Here is a 19,195-nt window from a genome sequence, read left to right as displayed (position 1 = left end):
GCGCAAGCCTTTGGAGTAGCATGTCGATAGAGCAAGCTCTGGCGTTCGGGGTTATCGGTCTGATGATGATCGTCTTCATCTGGGATCGATTCCGCTATGACATAGTTGCCTGCTGCGCGCTGATCTTATCGATTGCCCTCGGGATTGTTCCCTTCGAGCGAGCTTTTTCAGGCTTCAGTGACGACATCGTCATTATCGTTGGCAGTGCACTGGTGGTCAGCGCCGGCGTGGCTCGTTCGGGCATTGTCGATTCAGCGATCAAGCGATTTTTTCCGAACCTGCAATCGCTCCACGCGCAACTGGCGCTACTGCTCATTGTTGTCGCCGTCCTGTCAGCATTCATCAAGAATATCGGCGCATTGGCCATCATGATGCCGGTTGCTTTCCAGTTTTCCAGGAAGATCGGTCTATCCCCATCCCGCTATCTGATGCCGATGAGTTTTGCTGCGTTAATTGGAGGACTGATGACGCAGATTGGCACGTCGCCCAATATTGTCGTTTCGCGGCTACGTCATGAGATCACCGGCACATCGTTCGGTATGTTCGATTTCACGTTCGTCGGCGCGACACTGACACTCGTCGGCGTTGCCTTTCTGATCGCTTTCCATTGGCTCGTACCAGAGCGCGAAAACAAGAATAAGGCGCTCGATGAAGCGCTTGAGATGAAGGTCTATTCTTCCGAAGCCACCGTGACGGACGAATCGAGCGCCGTGGGCAAACAACTGGCGGATGTGACCGGTCTGGGAGACGGTGACGTCGTCGCAACGGCAATCCTTCGCGAACAGTTGCGCATGGCGCCCTTTCCAGACGCCTCACTCCAGATTGGCGACACGATCCTACTGGAGGGAAGCCCACAGGGGCTCGACCGCGTAATTTCGGGCGCCAGGCTGAAGCCTGCGGGCAAGACGGCGGCCAGTGCAAAAAATCAAAACGATGTGACCGCGATCGAGGCGGTCATCGCGTCAGAATCGGTGCTGCGCGGCCTTTCGGTTCGACAGCTCGCGCTTTACAACCGGCGCGGCATTAACCTGCTGGCCGTCAGTCGTCACGGCGAGCGCTTGACCGAGCGGCTTGGCAAACTGCGATTGCAGGCCGGTGATGTCGTCGTGCTTCAAGGCAGCCGCAGAAGCCTTCCTGGCTTTCTGCAGGAGTTTGGTTGCCTGCCACTTGCCGAGCGAGAGATCCTGCTCGGAACACCCCGTCGCGCCTATATCCCGTTGTTCATCCTCACTGCCGCTATGGGCAGCACAGCCGCCGGGCTTGTGCCGGTCTCAATCGGCTTCTTTGCGGCGGCACTCGCGATGATCGTCTTTCGCGTCATTCCGCTGGTCGACCTCTACAAATCCATCGACGGTCCCATTCTCATCATGCTGGCGGCGCTCATTCCGGTTTCCGATACCTTGCGCACGACCGGAGGCAGCGAGTTGATTGCTCAGTGGCTCGGCTTTTTCGCCGCGCAGATGCCACCCTTTGGCGCTTTGGCGCTAATCCTCGTCACCGCCATGGCCGTGACGCCATTTCTCAACAACGCCGCAACTGTCCTTGTCATGGCACCGATTGCCGCGAGCTTTGCGCAAGCACTCAACTTCAAGCCAGAAGCCTTTCTCATGGCGGTCGCCATAGGCGCTGGCAGTGATTTTCTGACTCCGATCGGCCATCAGTGCAATACGTTGGTAATGGGGCCAGGCGGCTACAAGTTTGCTGACTATCCGCGGCTGGGATTGCCGTTGTCGATCATCATCATTCTCGTTAGCGTTCCGGCGCTGCTCTACGTGTGGCCGATCCGCTAATGCGGGCTCGCCTTAAATTTCCTTAACGTTCCTGCTTGAAGCAGGGTTGGTGCTACACTGGCATGGCAAACCCTGCATATGAGCCTGCGACATTCTCCCATGTCGGGTAAACTCCCAAACTTGCAAGGACGGCGTAACGCTTGACGTCAGCGTGCCAATAGCATGCATTGCTTTCCAAAAAACGTAGTGGGATCAAGCTATACGACATGTCTATACGATCCCGCAGTCCCCGCATCTGCGTGGGACCCTGTCCCGCCACAGTCGCAGAGAAATGTTCATCGAGAGGAACAATGAAGCGCCATAGCGACGCCTAGACGCCGGCATAGACCAGCCTCGTAAAGAAGGCGGGATCAATCACGAACTGACCCCATTTCGCGTCAAACGCTAACGTGGGCTTCGCCTCGACTACCTCGTCGAGGGAGCGTCCCTGGCGTTTGAACTTCGCGACGTTCTCGCGGACGGCGACCAGCATGTCGCGGAAGTCACGCAACTCGGCGCGGTTGCTCACCGGGTCGCCGTGACCCGGTATGATAATGGTCTTGTCGGTGGACGCGGCGAGATTCGCTTCAGAGGCCGCGATCATTCCGTCGATGCTGCCGCCCGTCGAGTGATCGATAAAGGGATAGATGCCGTTCCAGTAAGTGTCGCCGACGTGAAGGATATCCGCCTCTTGGAACATAACCGAGATGTCCCCATCAGTATGGGCGGCGCCATAGTATTTGAGAATTGCGGTTTCTCCGTTCAGCTTAAGCGTGTGTTCCTTGGAGAAGACATACTGTGGCTCCCCGCTTTTCCCGACCGGGAGGAAATTGTAGTCCCAGTCTTCCACCCTTTGGACCTGCGACAGGTACTTACGGGTGTTTTCATGCGCGATGATCTTGGCTCCTCCGGACCCAATCCAGGCGTTCCCGTCCGCATGGTCGAAATGCCAATGGGTATTGATCAGATGGGTGACGGGAGCTGGCGAGATTTCTGCGAGAGCCTTGCTCATCTGTTTGCGGGAAACGCTGATGCCTGCGTCCACCATGACGAGGCCGTCCTTGCCGCTCAACACCGCGACGTTGCCGCCGGAACCTTCGAGGATGGTGATGCCGCTCCTTAGTTTGTGGGTGGAGATGGCGGACTTGGCGGCGCTGTCCTTTATGAGGCTCACCAGGCCACGTGCCTCGGCATAGGCCTGGCGGGGACTTAACCACCCTCCCGTCGCGGCGAATCCTGCGGCACCGATGCAGCAGAGGCAAAATCCACGGCGCGAGAGCATGTGATCGGATTTCATGACATACCTTTCCACGGCCGGTCTCGAACGAGCCGACGGCTTTCGAACGGGGTTTGGTAAGGACGAGGCGGGCCTTTGCGGCCCGCCCGGCCGTCAGGCCTTGATGAAGGCCAGAAGGTCTGCGTTGATCACGTCCGCGTGCGTCGTGAACATTCCATGTGGGTAGCCGTCGTAGACCTTGAGCGTCCCGTTCTTGAGCAACTTCACCGAGAGTTCCGCGGAGTCGGCGATGGGAACGACCTGGTCGTCGCTGCCGTGCATCACGAGGACCGGGACGTCGATGGCCTTGAGGTCTTCCGTGAAATCGGTCTCGGAAAAGACCTTGATGCATTCGTAATGTGCGTTCGCGCCGCCCATCATGCCTTGCCGCCACCAGTTGCGGATCGTTCCTTCGGAGATGGCCGCACCGGGGCGGTTGAAGCCGTAGAACGGCCCGCTCGCGATATCGAGGTAGAGCTGTGCCCGATTTGCGGCCAACGCCGCGCGGTATCCGTCGAACACCTCGATCGGAAGTCCGCCCGGATTTCTATCGGACTTGACCATGACCGGAGGGATGGCGGAAATGAGCACCGCCTTGGCGACCCGGCTCTTACCATGTCTGGCGACATACCTGGTGACTTCGCCGCCGCCCGTCGAATGGCCGACGTGGATGGCGTCGCGGAGGTCAAGCGCCTCAGCCAGGGCTGCGACATCGGCTGCGTACGTATCCATGTCGTTGCCGCCCGAGGTCTGGCTGGAGCGGCCGTGACCCCTGCGATCGTGGGCGATGACGCGGAAGCCCTTGCCCAGGAAGAATAGCATCTGGTTGTCCCAGTCGTCGGCACTGAGTGGCCAGCCGTGGTGGAATACGATCGGCTGACCGGAACCCCAGTCCTTGTAGAAAATCTGCGCGCCGTTTTTCGTGGCGATGCTGCTCATGATCTCACTCCCGGTTTCAGTGTTTGCACTGGTTGGATTCGAAGACGCCCTGGCCGTGGCCGCGAGCGCGTGCATCGGCAGGGCCGTGACTGCCGTCGCGGCGGTCCCTATCAAGACCTCCCTGCGTGTGACGGCGGGTATCGGAAAATGTACTCTGGAGGTCATGGTCCTTTTCCTTCTTCGCTCGGATGGCTCCGCAGGCGGAAATGACGCGTCCGGGTTTTAATCTCTTGCCCGCGGCTCACGATGAAGGTCAGTCACCCGCGGACGGGCGCGGCATCGGCCCACTCTTTGCGGGTGGTTGGATTGCCGTCGATCGTCTCGACGATGTCCCTGGACTTCGAAAGAGTTGTCATCAGAGACTTTGGCCCCTCGAACGGCCTGCCGCCGATGTGCCAGCCGTCCGTGTGCAGCTCCTCGATCAGGACCCAGACGACTTCGCGAAAAGCCTCCGATCCTTCAAACTTGACCATGACATCGGTCAAGGCCTTGGCCATGGCGTGTTTTTCCTCGGGCGTGAAGACGCCGTCGACCAGCTTTACGTTTACGAATGGCATGCCTTTGTTTCCCTCGTTCGGTTGAGACGTCCACCTAGCCAGCGACGTCGATGACGATCTTTCCATTGGCCGTGCGGTTTTCGATTTCGGCATAGGCTTCGGCGATAGTCTCGAAGCTGAAGCGGCGCGGGTCTAGGAGCGGCGTGACCTTCCCGGCTTCGACCAGGCGCTTCGCCTCGCGTAGGATCGCCCCGTGATGAGCCCGTCCTTCGCCGGTCAGGATCGGCAGGAGCGTGAAGACGCCAGAGTAGCTCGCAGCCCGGAAAGAGAGGGGGCCGAGGGAATGGGTGCCCCACCCGAGGCAACTGACGACGTGGCCGAACCTGGTGACGGCGTTGAATGCTGCATCGATCCCTGCCCCGCCGACGGTATCATAGACGACGTCGAAGCCGCGTCCGCCGGTGTGGTCCTTCACGTATTCCTCGACTGTGGTCTGATGACGGTCGATTGCCGTCGCACACAGCTCTTCGATCTGCCTCTGCTTCGACGCCTTATCGACGGCGAAGACATCGGCTCCGAAGGCGCGTGCGACCTGGATTGCTATATGACCGACACCGCCAGCACCGAGCACTAGCACCTTCTGCCGCGCCTGGACCTCGGCGCGATCAACCAGCCCTTCCCACGCGGTAATGAAGACGAGCGGCAGAGCGGCCGCCTCACGCATGGTAAGGTTGCTTGGTTTTGGAGCGAGGAGATCGGCGTCGACCGAAACGAAGGTCGCCAACGAGCCCTGCAGGCCGCCTACGCCGCCAGTTAAGCCAAAGACCTCGTCCTGCGGCTTGAAGGATGTGACCCCGGGTCCGACTGCCTCGACGACCCCGGCTAGGTCCATTCCAAGGATGGCGGGCAACGGGTGGCGGGCGTGTGGGGCCTGTCCGCTCTTGATCTTGAGATCGAGCGGGTTGACGCTGCTCGCCTTGACGCGGACGAGAACCTCCCCCGCAGCGGGAGCCGGGCAGACCATGCGCGTGCGGACAAGCTCCGAGTTCGCTTCAGTGAGGACGAGTGCGTCCATTTCTATAGGCGTGGTGGTTTTCATCAGTCTGCCCTTCATGCTGCGTTGCCGACAATCCGGCGACGGGCAGAAGATGGCAGACAGGAAGGTCCACAGCCAGTGAATCGTTGTGAATTCTTGTGTGACGGCCAACGGTGCGTGCCCGCGGAAAGGCACGTCTCGGTCAGGAAAGTTCGGCCAGTACCGCCTTCGCTGTGATCAAATCTGCGGTATCCAGACCTTCGCTGAAACGCTCGTAGACGTCGGCGAGGAGCTTGCGCGCACCAATCCTGTCGCCGCGCGCCAGCACTGACCGAGACAGACTAGAGGCTGCTCTCAGCTCCAGGGAAAGTGCATCTTGCTGTCGCGCCAGTTCCATCGAACGGAGATAGCACTGCTCGGCTTCGTTGCCATGTCCACATTGCGCAAGAATGTCACCCTTCAGACGATAGAGTTCCGTGATGTACCAGAGTTCGTCCTTGTCTTCGCTTGCGGTAATGGCCGCCTCAACGAGCGCGCGTGCTTCGACGTGCTCGTTGAGCGCGGCAAGACCCTCGGCCATGAAGCACACAAATCTGACATTGTAGAGGTTGAACAGCTTGACCTGGCGCAATTCCGCCATCGCGTTGCGGAGAAGCGGAACGCCCCTTTCGGGGTATCCCCGTTCGATCAGCAGGGCAGCTTTCCAGCACCGGCCGAATACCTCCCAGGGACCAAGCCCGTTCAGTGTGGCCAAATCGAATAGTTCCGTGATCGCGTAATCAGCTGCCGCGAGGTCTCCGACATGAACGAGGATTGGACACGACCACCGAGCCAGCGCTTCGCATAGGGAAATCGCGTGGCCGGAAGCCCTCGCCGCCTCGACAGCGGCATCGGCGGCGCGCACGGCCTGATCCGGGAAGCCCTGCATCCACAGGAGCTGAGCGGGCTGTATTCGCGCCGAAACGGATTGACCAAACCTGAACCTGACGGACACACGAGTGGGAATGTCGGTGAAGACATCATGGGCCAGCATGAGATCGGCGTGGCGGCGGGCACCTCGGAAATCTCCCATGCAGAAGAGGGTCATGCTCAGCATGCGGTCGCCGATGAACCTGTCGAGGCTGTTTTGAGCAAGCTTTACGAACCGATCCGCGTTATCGCGCGACGCACGATAATCGCCCATACCCACCTGCGCCACCCACAAGTCCCACAGGGCTTCGGCCTGTGCGTCTACGTCTCCCAGCTCCTCGGCTATCTCCAGGGCCTTCGAGAACGCGGCAGGAGCCTGTGGCGCGAACCCGACCTTGAAGGCCTGAGCGAGGCCGAGCGCCCTATAGAGCTGCATAACCTGACGAGCACGACCGTCCCGCTTCTCTCCTGGATCGAGGCCCAGAAGTGCGCGTTGCACACACGTCAGGCATTCATCGACCAGCGATAGTTGATACCAGAGGGGGACGGCCGAAACAGTTACGGCAATGCCTACATCGGCGTCGCCGTCGTCCGAGTAGGCCCAGTCAAGGACGTAGCGGACATTGTTGATTTGAGAACCGTACTTATGCAGCCAGTCCTCACTCGGCAGGGTTTCAACTTCTTCATGCGAATGCTCGAGAGTTTCGCACAGGTATCTCGCCAGGCGCCGGACGACAAGGCTGACCTCCCCTTCTTCCTGCAATTTGCTTGCAGCGAAGGCACGCGTCGTATCGAGCAATCGGTATTGCGCCACCTTGCCGTGCGTGTCGACAGCCAAGAGGGACTTCGCCACGAGTTGCGCGAGTTTCCCCGGTACATCGCGTTCGGCGAGCGGGTTGAAAGCAACGGCCACCGCTGCCTCGCGACCGAATTCGCCAGCGAGTACGGCAAGCGCTCGCAACACCGTCTGTTCCTCAGGTGAAAGCGCACCGTAGCTCCAGTCGATCATTGCAGCCAGCGTCTGGTGACGTGGAAGAGCGGTGCGCCGACCACCCGTCAGCAATCGTAGGCGATCATTCAAAAGCTCCGCTATCCCTCGTGTCCCGAATGCTTCAACCCTGCCCGCAGCGAGCTCGATTGCGAGGGCGATCCCGTCGAGCTGACGGCATATGTGGGTGACGATCGGAGCCTCGTCATCATCGAAGGCATACTCGCTTCCAGACGTTGCGCGCTCCACAAAAAGGCGAATGGCGGGAAATGCCAAAGCATCGGCCGCGGTGAGGCCGGAGCCAAGCGGCGGCATATCCAGCGGCGGAAGCCTGAACACGCTCTCCCCTTCCACCCGCAAGGCCTCTCGGCTGGTGGCGAGAATACTGATGCCCGGAGCCTGCCGGAGTAAGGTCTCCGCCAGTTGCGCGGCGTCGTCCAGCACCAGTTCGCAACTGTCGAATATTAGCAACATATGTTTGTCACGGAGGTGCGCGTTCAACAGGGAAACGGGATCACCCGTTATCTCCGGGAGCCGAAGCTGTGACGCCAGCACGGACGGAAGAGACGAAGGATGCGGAAGCGGTGCTAGGTCCATAAAGCACACGCCGTGTTCGTACGATGAAGATAGTTCCTCTGCCACGCGGACGCCGACGGTTGTCTTTCCGATGCCGCCCGGACCGACAATAGAGACCAGACGAAACCGTTGAACGCGTCCTTCAAGGATTTCGACCGCCTCCTCCCTTCCGATGGGCCGCGTAAGTTGCCGTGGAAGATTGTTTGGCGCGGCCTCCGCAGGCTCGTTCGCAACCTGCGAATGGGAAAGCGGCGCGATAAACCGATAGCCCCGCGAAGGGACGGCGGCAATATAGCGCGGGGCGGATTGATCCTCGCTCAGCGCCTTGCGAAGCACGGCGATCTGCGCTCTGAGGTTCGATTCCTCGACTATCGAGTTGGGCCAGGCGCGCGCAATCAGTTCGTCCTTTGTCACGAGCTCGCCAGGCCGCTCCGTCAGCGCGATCAGGATGTCGAGCGCTCGCGACCCGATTGCCACCGGCTCCTGGTCTCTGACAAGGAGGTGCCGCCCCGGATACAGCCGGAATTCGCCGAAGAATTTCGCCACATCCGACCTCATGGATGCGTTAGGGAATGCGTGTCGCTCCATCCTGCCTGCCCTGATAGCCAATGGGAACGCGGCCGATCATAGTCGATCCTGTCGGGTCGGAGAATGACAGCCCAATACAATCTTGGCTCGAGAATGTATGGCAACGAACTAGCGGGCCGTCCCATCTTCTTGAGGGATCAGTACGTGCCGTGCCGTCGTCGCAAGGCACCGCGAGATACAACACTGTGCTTCAGGTTATTGCAATATCAAGACCCGTCCCCTCCTAGAGAATTTAGCGCCGGGAAAGTTACACACCACACCGCCGTAGCCGCCCCTTGCCCGGGGGTTTTCTTGTCTTCAGCCGGGTCTGTCACAGGAGCGCCGTCGTGCGTTTGCATGTCCTTCGCCCATTCGGTAAAATTTTATAGGTCGTCTTCAGGAAACGTTGCGTCTGATCTGTCATTCCTTTTGCAAATAAAGGCTACACTCTGAAGCTTCGAAGTGACGAAGGGCCGCGATGGTTACATCACATTCGACGATTGCAATGTCACTAATCGCACCGGGAACGCTTTTTGTGTTTGGCTGCGTATTTTGTAGTGCTTGGTTGGTCGAGCGAAGACGCCACTATCTTTTACCGCTCGCTCTTGCCTGCGTGCTTTTTTCCGGCGGCGCCTTGGTGCAGGTACTGCATTTACCCGATGCTCCCTATCCGAATGCCATGATATCGGGCGTGTTTTACACGTCTGCCGTCATCGCGGCGACCGAAGGCATCCTGCGGCGATCGCAGAAGCGGTTCGGTCTTGCAATGGACATTGTGCTCCTCGCAACCTTTACGGGGCTCCTCTGGTATTTTTGCTACGTGACGCCGAACCTGATCGCCCGAATCTGCGTTCAGAATTTCGGGTACGGCGCTATTCTGGTCGTCGCATCCTTGCGAATCGCACCTCAATCAAACGCGCGAAGAATTGATCGAACATTGTTTTGGATCATGTTCATTTTTGCGGTGCAGTTTTTCCCGCGGACGGCGTTAACAGTCGGGCCAAATGCGGTTTTCTCGGCAACGACGTTTGGCCAGTCTCCCTTTTGGCAGGCGCTTCAGGTGTCAGTCGCGATTATGGGGGTAATACTCGCATTTGCGATCCTTGCAGCCGCGTTTTCTGACCTTCTCGATGATCTCCGGCAGGAGCGTGACGTCGATATTCTAACCAAGGTCCTCAACCGCCGGGGGTTTGAGGAACGCTCCGAGATTCTGTTTCGGCGGGTGTCAAAGATCCCGCTTTCGCTCGTGCTCTGTGATCTTGATCACTTTAAGTCAATCAACGACACTTACGGACACCAGTCCGGTGACGACGTACTGCGGCGGTTCGGCCAGATGCTCATAAACGAAGTTCGTGGGTCCGACCTTGTCGGGCGCATAGGCGGAGAGGAGTTCGCAGTCCTAATGCCCGACACTTCGGAAGCCGAGGCTGTTGCGATCGCCGAGCGGATTCGCTCTGCCGCAGAAAATAACCTGCATCAGGTATTGCCGGTTAAACGAGCGACGACGGCGAGCTTCGGCGTCATCGAGCGTCGCGCTGGAGAGAACCTCCGCCAGATGATGGGACGCGCCGACAAGCTTCTTTACACTGCCAAATCCGCGGGCCGCAACCGGGTTGCCAGGGAGAATTTCAGCGCGACAGTTGATGAAAGCAATCTGGAGGATCCGGTTAGAGAACGACTGTCGGCTCGGGTCGCAACTCATTAGTTAGATGGTCAGCCGCTGCTGCGTGCAGCCGAAACTATCCATTGCCAGCTGATTGTAACCGCCTCGCGTGAAGACAGTCTTTCGCTTGAGCAGCGTCTCCGCCAAGACCTCTTATGCCGCTGAAGAAGGTTGTTAGCTAGCCATCTTCAGATCACCGCCACAATGGGCGATGATCCTTCAACGGATTGCGGGCTGCGACAAGCTGGGCCATTCTCGGCCCAGCCCTGATGAACTCGACAATCGATCGAGCTACATCACTTTCTGGTCCTCATTGCTTAAGCAATTTTGATTAAGTCGCGGCCCCGATGGCGGAACCACGAGCGCTCATACGAAGCACATAATAGACTGTGCCGCTGATACCGACGCCGAAGAACCAACCGTAGGTTCCCCACCATTCTGGCAGGATTGATGTGAAGGTCGGCAGGATCGACGAGAACAGCGCACCGATCACGAAGGCAATAAAGGCGTTTCTATGCCAGCCGTTCTGGAAGCGAAACTCGCCGCTTTCCTGATAGAGCGCCGCGACATTCAGCTCGCCTTTCCGGATTAGGTAGTAATCCACCATCATGATCCCGAAGATCGGCCCCATGCTTGAGCCGATGAAATTGACGAAATGGGCGGCGCCCGTCTCCCACGGCGCAAACGGATAGAGCACGAGCGCGATCAGGGCCGCAATATAGCCACCTCGCTTGAAGCTGATCCGCCTTGGAAAAACATTCGAAAAGTCGAATGCCGGCGAGACGAAGTTTGCGACCACGTTGATGCCGAGCGTCGCGACCGCAAAGGTCAATGCGGCAAGCAGCGCCAGGAACCAGCTGTCGAATTTCGCCGAGATCGCTTCGGGATGGAGAAGCACTTCGCCATAGACCGTGAAGGCAGCCGTCGTGGTGACGCCAGCGACGAGACAGAAGGCGAGCAGATTGATCGGCAGACCCCAGAGATTACCCTTCCGCAAAGTCTTGGTGTCCTTGGCGTAACGTGAGAAATCGCAGAAGTTCAAATAAAGCGCGGCAAAATAAGTGATCCAGGTCGCGGCAACAGCTGCAAGCGCCGACAAGGATCCAGGCTCACCGGGCACACCCGCGTCCTTCGTCTTTTCCAGCAGGACTTCGCGCGGAATTTCACTGCCGAAGGAAAACGTGCCCGCCTTGACCACTAGATAGATCGCAAGCATCAGCATCATGATCCAGACGGCGGGGCCGGCCAGATCCTGAAATTTGCGCACCGTCTCCATGCCGCGCTGGATGATCAAAAGCTGCAGCGCCCATACGACAACATAGCAGATGACCTCGAGTGTTGAGTGGCCGAGCATATGGCTGTTTTGATGGAATGCGAGAATGCTCTCGTTGCGGATCAGAAGAGCGACGATGGCACCTGAGGCAGCCGCGGTCTGGGCACCATACCAGAAGCAAGCGACGACGGCCCGCACCAGCGCCGGTGCATTTGCGCCGAAGGTTCCAAACGAGGCGCGGGCAAGAACCGGGAAAGGCACGCCCGTCTTGACGCCGGCGTTACCGACGAGGCTCATAAGGAAGAAGATGACCAGCGAGCCGATACCGATCGCGATCACGAAGTTGATGAAACTGCCGCACAACAGGAAAAGACTAGCGGCAAGATAATATCCCCAAAGGCTGTGAACGTCCGACGTCCATACATTGAAGATACTGAACGCGCCCCACTTCCTCTCTTCGGCAGGCGCCAAGTCCTCGTTGTACAATGCAGGCGATGGATTTTGTATGGTCATTTCCCCTCTCCCCCAATCGTTCAGAGTCCTCCCGACTCCCGGCGAAGGGTGCTCCCAAAATGCTTATATGGCAATCGCGACGCGATGCGGCAGGCGGCTTTTCCAGCGCATGATCGCGGCACCTCGTCATTCGACGTACATGCGCTGACATGGGTGCCAGCTGTAACCCCTCGCACATACACGCGAGCAAAAGATACAGTATAGATTGGCAATGGTCGTGTTACCCGATCCTGAAATAGTATACATCATCCAACTCAACTAATTATGCACGCAAAACGGTTGCTTTTTTAAATTATAGGCAAGGATGCAATTTTTAGCTGTTATTGCGTCTGCCAACCACCGATCGAAATACTTTGATCAATTCACACGGTTTTTGTTATTAATTCTTTTATCAGATGTATCTGCCATCTTTCATGTCGCAGCGCCAAAATGCGACGGGCAGGACGCTCGAGCCCTGCGATGTTCCCGATCTTCAGAGCAATGGCCAAAGTGCGTCGACCCTCGTTGCGCAGACAGGCACTTGCTCGCAAATACCACGAGCCCCTCATGTCATTTCTTCAGAACGCCAAAATCAGGACGAAAGTACTCTCCATCATGATGCCGATCTGTCTGATCGGGATTGCAGGCGTCCTCTTCCTATCGAACGAATACAAGGACAGTATTGCCGCGTATTCGAACTTTATTACGAAGGATGCGAGGGCGGCCGTGGAGATGGCGAGGGCCAGTCAGCGGGTGACGGCGCTGGGGTACAATGCCTATCAGATCTCTGTCTATAGAGCGAAGAGCCCGGAGATGGCCGCGTTCTCAAAAGACTATGATGAGAACAAAAGGATCCTTCTCCAGCGCCTTGCAACCGCCAAGCAGCTGATGCCGGCAGAGTCGGATACCCTGGACAAACTGGTGACGAGGGCCAATGACATCATTGCGCTGACCGATCAGGCGGTGAAGGCGGGACTTGCGGACGAAGACGACGCTGCAACCAAACTGCTGAAGCAGGCGGATCCACTGATCAATGACGAGGTTCTTGCGGTTCGCCAATGGCTCGATACCTTCAACAAGAATATCGATGCCAAGAGCACTATGCTTGGCCAACGGGCCGCGGATAGCATCACCGATGCGTTGATTGCGCTTGGCGTCCTCTTTGCCGCCGTGATCGCGATCGCTGTTTTCGTTTCAGCGCGCGGCATTACCGCTCCGATCGAACGGCTGCGGGCGCGCATGGTCTCGCTCGCAGACGGACATACAGAAGAGCCTGTTTCAGGAATCGAACGTCGGGACGAAGTCGGTCAGATGGCAGCGGCCGTCTCCGTCTTTCGCGACAGCGCCATCGAGCGTATCCGACTGGAGCAGGAAGCCGCAGCCGGCCGCAGCCTGTCCGAAAAGGAAAGGCTTGAGCGCGAGGCACAAAAAGCCAAGGATGCCGCCGACGCGCAGTTTGCCGTCGACAGCCTGGCAAACGGCCTGGGAGAACTTTCAAACGGCAATCTGATTTATCGCATAGAGCAGCCCTTCGTCGCCCATCTTGATCGCCTGAGGGCAGATTTCAACGCCTCGATGGCGAAGGTCGAAGAGACGCTTGTCGCCGTCGGCCAGGGTGGTCAGGCCATCGCGGCCGGCGCCAATCAAATCCGGTCCGCCGCGGAGGATCTCTCCAAGCGTACCGAACAGCAGGCAGCCTCCGTCGAAGAGACGGCCGCTGCCCTTGAAGAAATTACCACCACCGTCAAGGATTCCACCCGGCGCGCGGAGGAAGCGAGCTCGCTGGTCGGACGCGCCCGGATCGGCGCGGAGAAATCGGGCGAAGTCATGCAGCAGGCGATCGCCGCGATGGAAGCAATCTCGAAGTCGTCGGGCGAAATCAATAATATCATCGGTGTCATCGACGATATCGCCTTCCAGACGAACCTGCTTGCGCTGAATGCCGGTGTCGAGGCGGCGCGTGCAGGTGACGCCGGCAAGGGCTTTGCCGTCGTCGCGCAGGAAGTCCGCGAGCTTGCGCAGCGATCCGCCACGGCGGCGAAGGAGATCAAGGCGCTCATTTCCACATCGGGACAGCAGGTCGACAGTGGCGTCACTCTCGTCACGAGAACCGGGCAATCGCTGCAGCAGATCGTCAAGGAAGTCGAAGAGATCGATCGCAACGTGCGGGCGATCGTCGAGGCAGCGCGCGAACAGACAACCGGCCTGCAGGAGATCAACACGGCCGTCAACAGCATCGACCAGGGGACACAGCAGAACGCGGCCATGGTCGAGGAATCGACGGCTGCCAGCCACAGCCTCGCCAAGGAAGTGACCGCACTGAACGATATCCTCGGGCAGTTCAATCTGCAGAACGGCCGCAGCCGCGCGCGGCCAGCCGTCGTGACGGAACGGTCCAGCCCTGCCGCATCGCCGGCGCGCTCGCTGCGGGCTAAAATTGCCGGCGCATTCGGCGCCTCCGGTGCCACCGCAGCGGCATCGGCATCCTGGGAAGAGTTCTGATCCTCCCGGCGTCGGCCCGCCCTGGATGGGATCGTCGGGCTTCGAAATCGGCGAACGCGGGAAGGTGCGAGTTTCCTTCCCGCGCCCACGTCCAACCGATATGGTCATGGCGTCCGAGTTTTCACGGCTGAAATATTAATGCTTCGAACCGGGCTCGGCTGAGCCAGCAGTGACGAAGCTGCCGCGCAGACAGCCACACGGGTGGAACCACAAGTTGGAACGAGACCAACGTCGAATTTCTGTTGCGTCCGCCGGTTTGGAGGGTCTTGTCGCTTGACGACATGATCGTTCGGCGATGCGGGACGAATTTCAGGCGAAGCGAGACGCAACAGCGGTCACGCCCCACCGGTGATCGACGCGATGCTCGCGGCAAGCGCGATCGAGCATGATCTATCTCGTGACACGCAGCGTGAAGGACCCGCGGCCGTCGGGCCCAGTAATCTTCGCTCCATGGAACGACGATGCGAAGAAATTCCCGCTAGGCCCGCGCAGTCGTGGTGCTCCGGCCACCTGAAGAATGACCGGCTTTGCAGGAAGAAAACGGCAAGGCCGCCAGCTCGATCGCGAGCCGCAAGCTAGGATTCGTCTGCCTTCCGATCGACCGATCGCGCGAAAATTGGAAACCTTTCTGCCTCTCAGAGCTTTAATTACGCGAACAGGGTCCCATGAATGAAGTTTCTCGTTTCGCGCGATGGCTCAGTACACGGACTGCGCCATCGCCCTGGGAGCCTATCAATCAGGCTAGGAGGAGATGATGCCCTTAACATATCACGTCGGTAAACATGATGAAGGCTTCGCCTACCGCGTCGGTGACGTTTGGTCAGAAACGTTTCCCGATCACGAGAGCGCGCTTGCTGCGGCGAAATCAGCCGCAGCTCGGCAGCAGCACGGAGGCGAAGACACCCAGATAACCTACCAGCTTGACGACGGGCGTTGGCGTTCAGAGCATGTCAGCCGCGGCGATGGCCCAACCACGGATGTCATCGACGAAGAGGATGTGTCATGACCAAATTGACCGGTTCGTGCCGCTGTGGGCAAGTGCGTTTGGCGGTTCGAGGAAATCCTCTTCGCGTCGGCATTTGCCACTGCACCGATTGTCGGCAGGAAAGTGGCTCGGCCTTCACGTATTTCGGCATATGGTCTTCAGCTGAATTCGAATACGAGGGCGAAACGAGTGAATTTGCCGGACGGGAATTTTGCGCTCGGTGCGGTTCGCGGGTTTTTGCACTTAACGAGGAAGAAGTAGAGATAAAGCTCGGCGTCCTGACCGAGGCACCCACTCGCCTCACCCCTACCCATGAATTGTGGACCAAGCGTCGAGAGCCTTGGCTAACGCCAATCGAGGGTGCGGAGCAATATGAAGAGGACCGACCATGAGCGAGGCGAGATGGTCGGGCGGTTGCCTTTGCGGGTCCTGCCGGTACGAATTCAGCAGCGCGGATCCTCATGCCGGCTATTGTCACTGCAACATGTGTAAGCGGGCAACTGGCGGCGCTTTCGCCACTCTGGTGCAGGCGCCATTAGCGGCTTTCGAATGGACACAAGGAAAGGCACGAATTTACCGGTCATCGCCGATCGCCATTCGTGGCTTTTGCCCCGATTGCGGCACACCGCTTTTTCTCCGATATGACGATGATGAACTCATCCGCGTGACCGTCGGCTCTCTCGATCATCCACAACGGGTCGTACCTAGCTCACATTATGGTGTCGAAAGCCGCCTTGGTTGGGCTGATATCGGTTTGGATTTGCCGCAGGAAGAAACGCGCGAGCGCTTCTGAAAGAGCGAGATCGAAGAGATTCTCAGCCTTCGATCCAATTAGCTGCATCAAGGTACGGGAAGCGACGGCATCCATCGGCTAACTATTGCCCTGTCACCAGAGCTTGCTCTGGTGACAGGGCTGACCGCCTACACTAGTTGTGGTGAAGGCGACCGGGGGCAAGAAGCCCATATCCGAAGAAAAATGCATTGAACATGGACCTTAGTCTGAACACAGACGCCGAATGAGACTTTCTTTTTCTAGAAGCCGGATTGTTGCCGGAACTCGATCCTTGCCAGCCTTTATTCGATCCGCAACGGGATCACACTAAGGCCTGTTCAGATATTCTTCTGCTTTCCAAAGACGATGCCGAGATAGGTGTCGCCCGAGCGGACAACGTGGTTACGCATCAAGCGCTCCGCCAAATCGGCATCGCCGGTGACAATCGCTTCAGCGATGCTTGCGTGCTCGCTGAGGGCCTTCTGCCGCTCAGTGGGGTCGAGGTGAACAATGCGGCGAATGCTTGCATCGTAAAACTGCTGGCGCTCGATGAGTTTCGCGAGATAGCCGCAGCGAGAGCTGCGATGGATATGATCGTGAAACGTCTCGTTCAGCGCGATCAGCCTATCGGCATCCCCGGATGCGGTTGCCGTTTCCATGATATCGACGGTCGCAAGAAGCTCGGCCCCTGATGCTTTATCGATGCGTTTCGCGGCCAAATGCGCGATCATTGATTCCAATGCCGCACGTGCAAGGATCATCTCCTCCGCCCATTGGGGGCTGAAACGGATGGCGACGCCTCGACGAGGCAGGGTCTCGACAAGTCCCTCCGTTTCGATCTGGCGCAATGCCTCCTTGATTGGTGTCGTACTGACACCGAATTGCTCGGCCAGGTGCCGCTCGTTGATCCTCTCGCCGGTGGCGAAGGCGCCCGAAAGGATGGCGCTTCTGATCGCACGATAGACATGATCGCGCATCGTTACCTGAAAGGCCGGATCGATTTTCTTAAAGGCCGCCTCGCGCGCCACGCCCTGCTTCGCTTCGATCATTTTGAATCTCGTTGACGGGTGCTTGTTATTGTGACATCTGGTATATCAGATTTCAGATTTCTGTCGACATCAGACTTCGGCAACCGAAATCGTTTGAAGGAAGGTTGGGGAGCCTTTGAGAAGGATGCGTGATGCAAAGCTAATTCATCGCCTATTCCAACGACCCAGCGGCGAGTTTCTGTCGTACGAGGCATACGTCGGCGAGCCACCGATCATTGAGCGCTAGAGCGCTTTAGGCGCCGCGGCTCCCTGTCCGCGGTTGCCATCCTTCTTCGAGTCAGCCGCAGCGGCACGAGCGAACGATGCAGAGCTCCAGATCTCCCGAAAGGTTCCCTAGATGACAACACATATCTCCGAGCCAAGTGGTATACCCCGCCGGGCCGGCTACCAGCGCTTCATCGTGCTTGCGCTTATTACGGTTATCCTGGCTGTTAGCACGGGAGATCGAGCAACGCTGTCTGTCGCGGGCCCTGGGATCTCCAAGGATCTCGGCATCAGCGCCGCGAATATGGGCTGGCTCTTTTCGGCCTTCTCCTGGAGCTACTTCCTTGCGCAAGTGCCATCGGGCTACATCGTCGATCGGACGGGAGCCAAGGCGGCGATGTTGCTATCTCTGGCCGGATGGTCGATCGCGATCACCCTTGTCAGCGGCGTCGGGTATTTCGCCTATCCGGTGGTGGCACTCTACGTGTTGAGGTTCGTGCTGGGACTCCTGGAAGGACCGGTAACGCCGGCGTCTGCCCGCATCATCGCCGCATGGTTTCCCTCGGACGAACGTGGCGTTGCCGGCGCGATCTTCAATTCAGCTCAATATCTGTCGCTTGCGGTCTTTACGCCCCTGATGGGCGCGCTGTTCCACTATTTCGGTTGGGAACATATCTTTTCCGTCATGGGCGTCATCGGATTGGTCTTAGCGCTGATCTGGTGGAGAGCTTATTTCGCCCCCAGCCGCCATCCGCGGGTTACGAAAGAAGAGATCGCTTACATCAAGTCAGGCGGAGCATTGACCGATGTCGGAGGCGAGAAAATCAAAGGCGACCAGGTGCAGGTCTCTACCCGGCAGGTCGCCCGACAAATTCTGACGAATCGCATGCTGCTCGGGATTTTCCTCGCCCAATATTGCATTGCCTCGCTTTCAACCTTCTTCATCTCCTGGTTTCCCAGCTATCTGGTTCAGGAAAGACATTTCTCGATGCTACAGGCGGGATTCGTGGCATCCTTGCCGGCGATTTTCGGATGTATCGGCGGCGTCTCCACCGGATTTTTTCCGACTGGCTACTGCGCAAGACGGGCTCTCTCAGTCTAGCTAGGAAAATCCCGATCACCATCGGCCTCGGCCTGAGTTTCACGATCATTCTGTGCAACTACACGGATGTAAATGCCATTGTCGTTGCGATCATGTGTGCTGCTTTCTTCGGCAAGGGCTTTGGAGCGCTCGGATGGACCGTCGTCGCCGACACAGCACCCAAGGAGGCGATCGGCCTGACTGGCGGTCTATTCAATGCCGCAGGCAGTATCGGCGGCGTGATCACTCCAGTCGCAATCGGCTATATCATTGAGGGAACAGGCTCCTTTCACGGCGCGCTCCTCTATGTAGGGCTGCATGTCATAGGTGGGGTTATCAGCTATTGGATGTTAGTCGGTCAGATCAAACGGTTCGAGATTTCAAAGCCACATCTTGATCCCGTTGGCGCAGAGTTCGCACTCGCCAAAAACAGTGATCGCAACTAGCCGCCGCTTTCGATTTTCCTCCGGCGATAGAAACGGTTCGGCATGATCGCCAGGAGATATCCAATTGCCGACGCCCAACCATGCAACGACGGATGTCTTCCCCTACTCAAACCATGAGAATCCGCGTCTGTCTTCTCACGCGAATTGCCCTCATCATGCATGAGATCTACT

General features: G+C 58.2%; 15 protein-coding genes. 8 read left to right on the top strand and 7 right to left on the bottom strand.

Going from position 1 to position 19,195, the window contains the following annotated elements:
- The first annotated feature begins 20 nt into the window (after positions 1 to 20).
- Complete coding sequence (locus HGP12_RS12375; RefSeq protein WP_168878912.1) at positions 21 to 1,790, top strand: SLC13 family permease; 1,770 nt, start codon at positions 21 to 23, stop codon at positions 1,788 to 1,790.
- 310 nt (positions 1,791 to 2,100) lie between these two features.
- Here HGP12_RS12375 and HGP12_RS12370 read toward each other — a convergent pair whose 3' ends face one another.
- The 5 genes from HGP12_RS12370 to HGP12_RS12350 form a co-directional block, all read right to left on the bottom strand.
- Positions 2,101 to 3,066: an MBL fold metallo-hydrolase gene (locus tag HGP12_RS12370; protein ID WP_168878911.1), complete on the bottom strand. Its 966-nt coding sequence runs from the start codon at positions 3,064 to 3,066 to the stop codon at positions 2,101 to 2,103.
- A gap of 93 nt (positions 3,067 to 3,159) precedes the next feature.
- Positions 3,160 to 3,984, bottom strand: a complete 825-nt coding sequence (locus HGP12_RS12365) for an alpha/beta fold hydrolase (RefSeq protein WP_168878910.1) — start codon at positions 3,982 to 3,984, stop codon at positions 3,160 to 3,162.
- 257 nt (positions 3,985 to 4,241) lie between these two features.
- Positions 4,242 to 4,541: a tautomerase family protein gene (locus HGP12_RS12360; RefSeq protein WP_168878909.1), complete on the bottom strand. Its 300-nt coding sequence runs from the start codon at positions 4,539 to 4,541 to the stop codon at positions 4,242 to 4,244.
- 34 nt (positions 4,542 to 4,575) lie between these two features.
- Positions 4,576 to 5,580 (bottom strand): zinc-dependent alcohol dehydrogenase family protein, encoded by a 1,005-nt coding sequence (locus HGP12_RS12355; protein WP_168878908.1) that lies wholly within the window; start codon positions 5,578 to 5,580, stop codon positions 4,576 to 4,578.
- A gap of 139 nt (positions 5,581 to 5,719) precedes the next feature.
- On the bottom strand, positions 5,720 to 8,536 hold the full coding sequence (locus HGP12_RS12350; protein ID WP_312862873.1) for a winged helix-turn-helix domain-containing protein: 2,817 nt from the start codon (positions 8,534 to 8,536) through the stop codon (positions 5,720 to 5,722).
- A gap of 499 nt (positions 8,537 to 9,035) precedes the next feature.
- Here HGP12_RS12350 and HGP12_RS12345 point away from each other — a divergent pair, with 499 nt between their 5' ends.
- Positions 9,036 to 10,262, top strand: a complete 1,227-nt coding sequence (locus HGP12_RS12345) for a sensor domain-containing diguanylate cyclase (RefSeq protein ID WP_168878906.1) — start codon at positions 9,036 to 9,038, stop codon at positions 10,260 to 10,262.
- Between the two features lie 289 nt (positions 10,263 to 10,551).
- Here HGP12_RS12345 and HGP12_RS12340 read toward each other — a convergent pair whose 3' ends face one another.
- Positions 10,552 to 12,006: an NCS1 family nucleobase:cation symporter-1 gene (locus HGP12_RS12340; RefSeq protein WP_168878905.1), complete on the bottom strand. Its 1,455-nt coding sequence runs from the start codon at positions 12,004 to 12,006 to the stop codon at positions 10,552 to 10,554.
- Between the two features lie 546 nt (positions 12,007 to 12,552).
- On the opposite strand from HGP12_RS12340, the gene HGP12_RS12335 reads away from it, so the two are divergent.
- The 4 genes from HGP12_RS12335 (at position 12,553) to HGP12_RS12320 (ending at position 16,265) form a co-directional block, all read left to right on the top strand.
- A complete protein-coding gene (locus HGP12_RS12335; protein ID WP_168878904.1) occupies positions 12,553 to 14,487 on the top strand; it encodes a methyl-accepting chemotaxis protein in 1,935 nt (644 codons plus the stop codon).
- Positions 14,488 to 15,238: 751 nt separating this feature from the next.
- The gene (locus HGP12_RS12330) at positions 15,239 to 15,493 is read left to right on the top strand and encodes a hypothetical protein (protein ID WP_205926441.1); all 255 of its coding nucleotides are present in this window, start codon (positions 15,239 to 15,241) and stop codon (positions 15,491 to 15,493) included.
- Positions 15,490 to 15,864 carry a GFA family protein gene (locus HGP12_RS12325; RefSeq protein WP_168878903.1) on the top strand — a complete coding sequence of 125 codons (375 nt, stop codon included), beginning with the start codon at positions 15,490 to 15,492 and terminating at the stop codon, positions 15,862 to 15,864. The genes HGP12_RS12330 and HGP12_RS12325 overlap by 4 nt, the downstream gene beginning before the upstream one ends.
- Entirely contained in the window at positions 15,861 to 16,265 is a 405-nt protein-coding gene (locus tag HGP12_RS12320; RefSeq protein WP_246703345.1) for a GFA family protein, read from the top strand. Before HGP12_RS12325 ends, HGP12_RS12320 begins: the two co-directional genes overlap by 4 nt.
- Positions 16,266 to 16,582: 317 nt before the next feature.
- On the opposite strand, the gene HGP12_RS12315 is transcribed toward HGP12_RS12320, so the two are convergent.
- Positions 16,583 to 17,293 carry a GntR family transcriptional regulator gene (locus tag HGP12_RS12315; protein ID WP_168878902.1) on the bottom strand — a complete coding sequence of 237 codons (711 nt, stop codon included), beginning with the start codon at positions 17,291 to 17,293 and terminating at the stop codon, positions 16,583 to 16,585.
- Positions 17,294 to 17,630: 337 nt separating this feature from the next.
- On the opposite strand from HGP12_RS12315, the gene HGP12_RS12310 reads away from it, so the two are divergent.
- Entirely contained in the window at positions 17,631 to 18,599 is a 969-nt protein-coding gene (locus tag HGP12_RS12310) for an MFS transporter (RefSeq protein ID WP_312862872.1), read from the top strand.
- Entirely contained in the window at positions 18,530 to 19,024 is a 495-nt protein-coding gene (locus tag HGP12_RS34625) for an MFS transporter (RefSeq protein ID WP_312862871.1), read from the top strand. The genes HGP12_RS12310 and HGP12_RS34625 overlap by 70 nt, the downstream gene beginning before the upstream one ends.
- The last annotated feature ends 171 nt before the right edge of the window (positions 19,025 to 19,195 follow it).

This window comes from Rhizobium sp. P28RR-XV (assembly GCF_012641385.1).
GTDB lineage: Bacteria > Pseudomonadota > Alphaproteobacteria > Rhizobiales > Rhizobiaceae > Rhizobium.
This window is presented reverse-complemented; position numbering and strand designations above follow the sequence as displayed.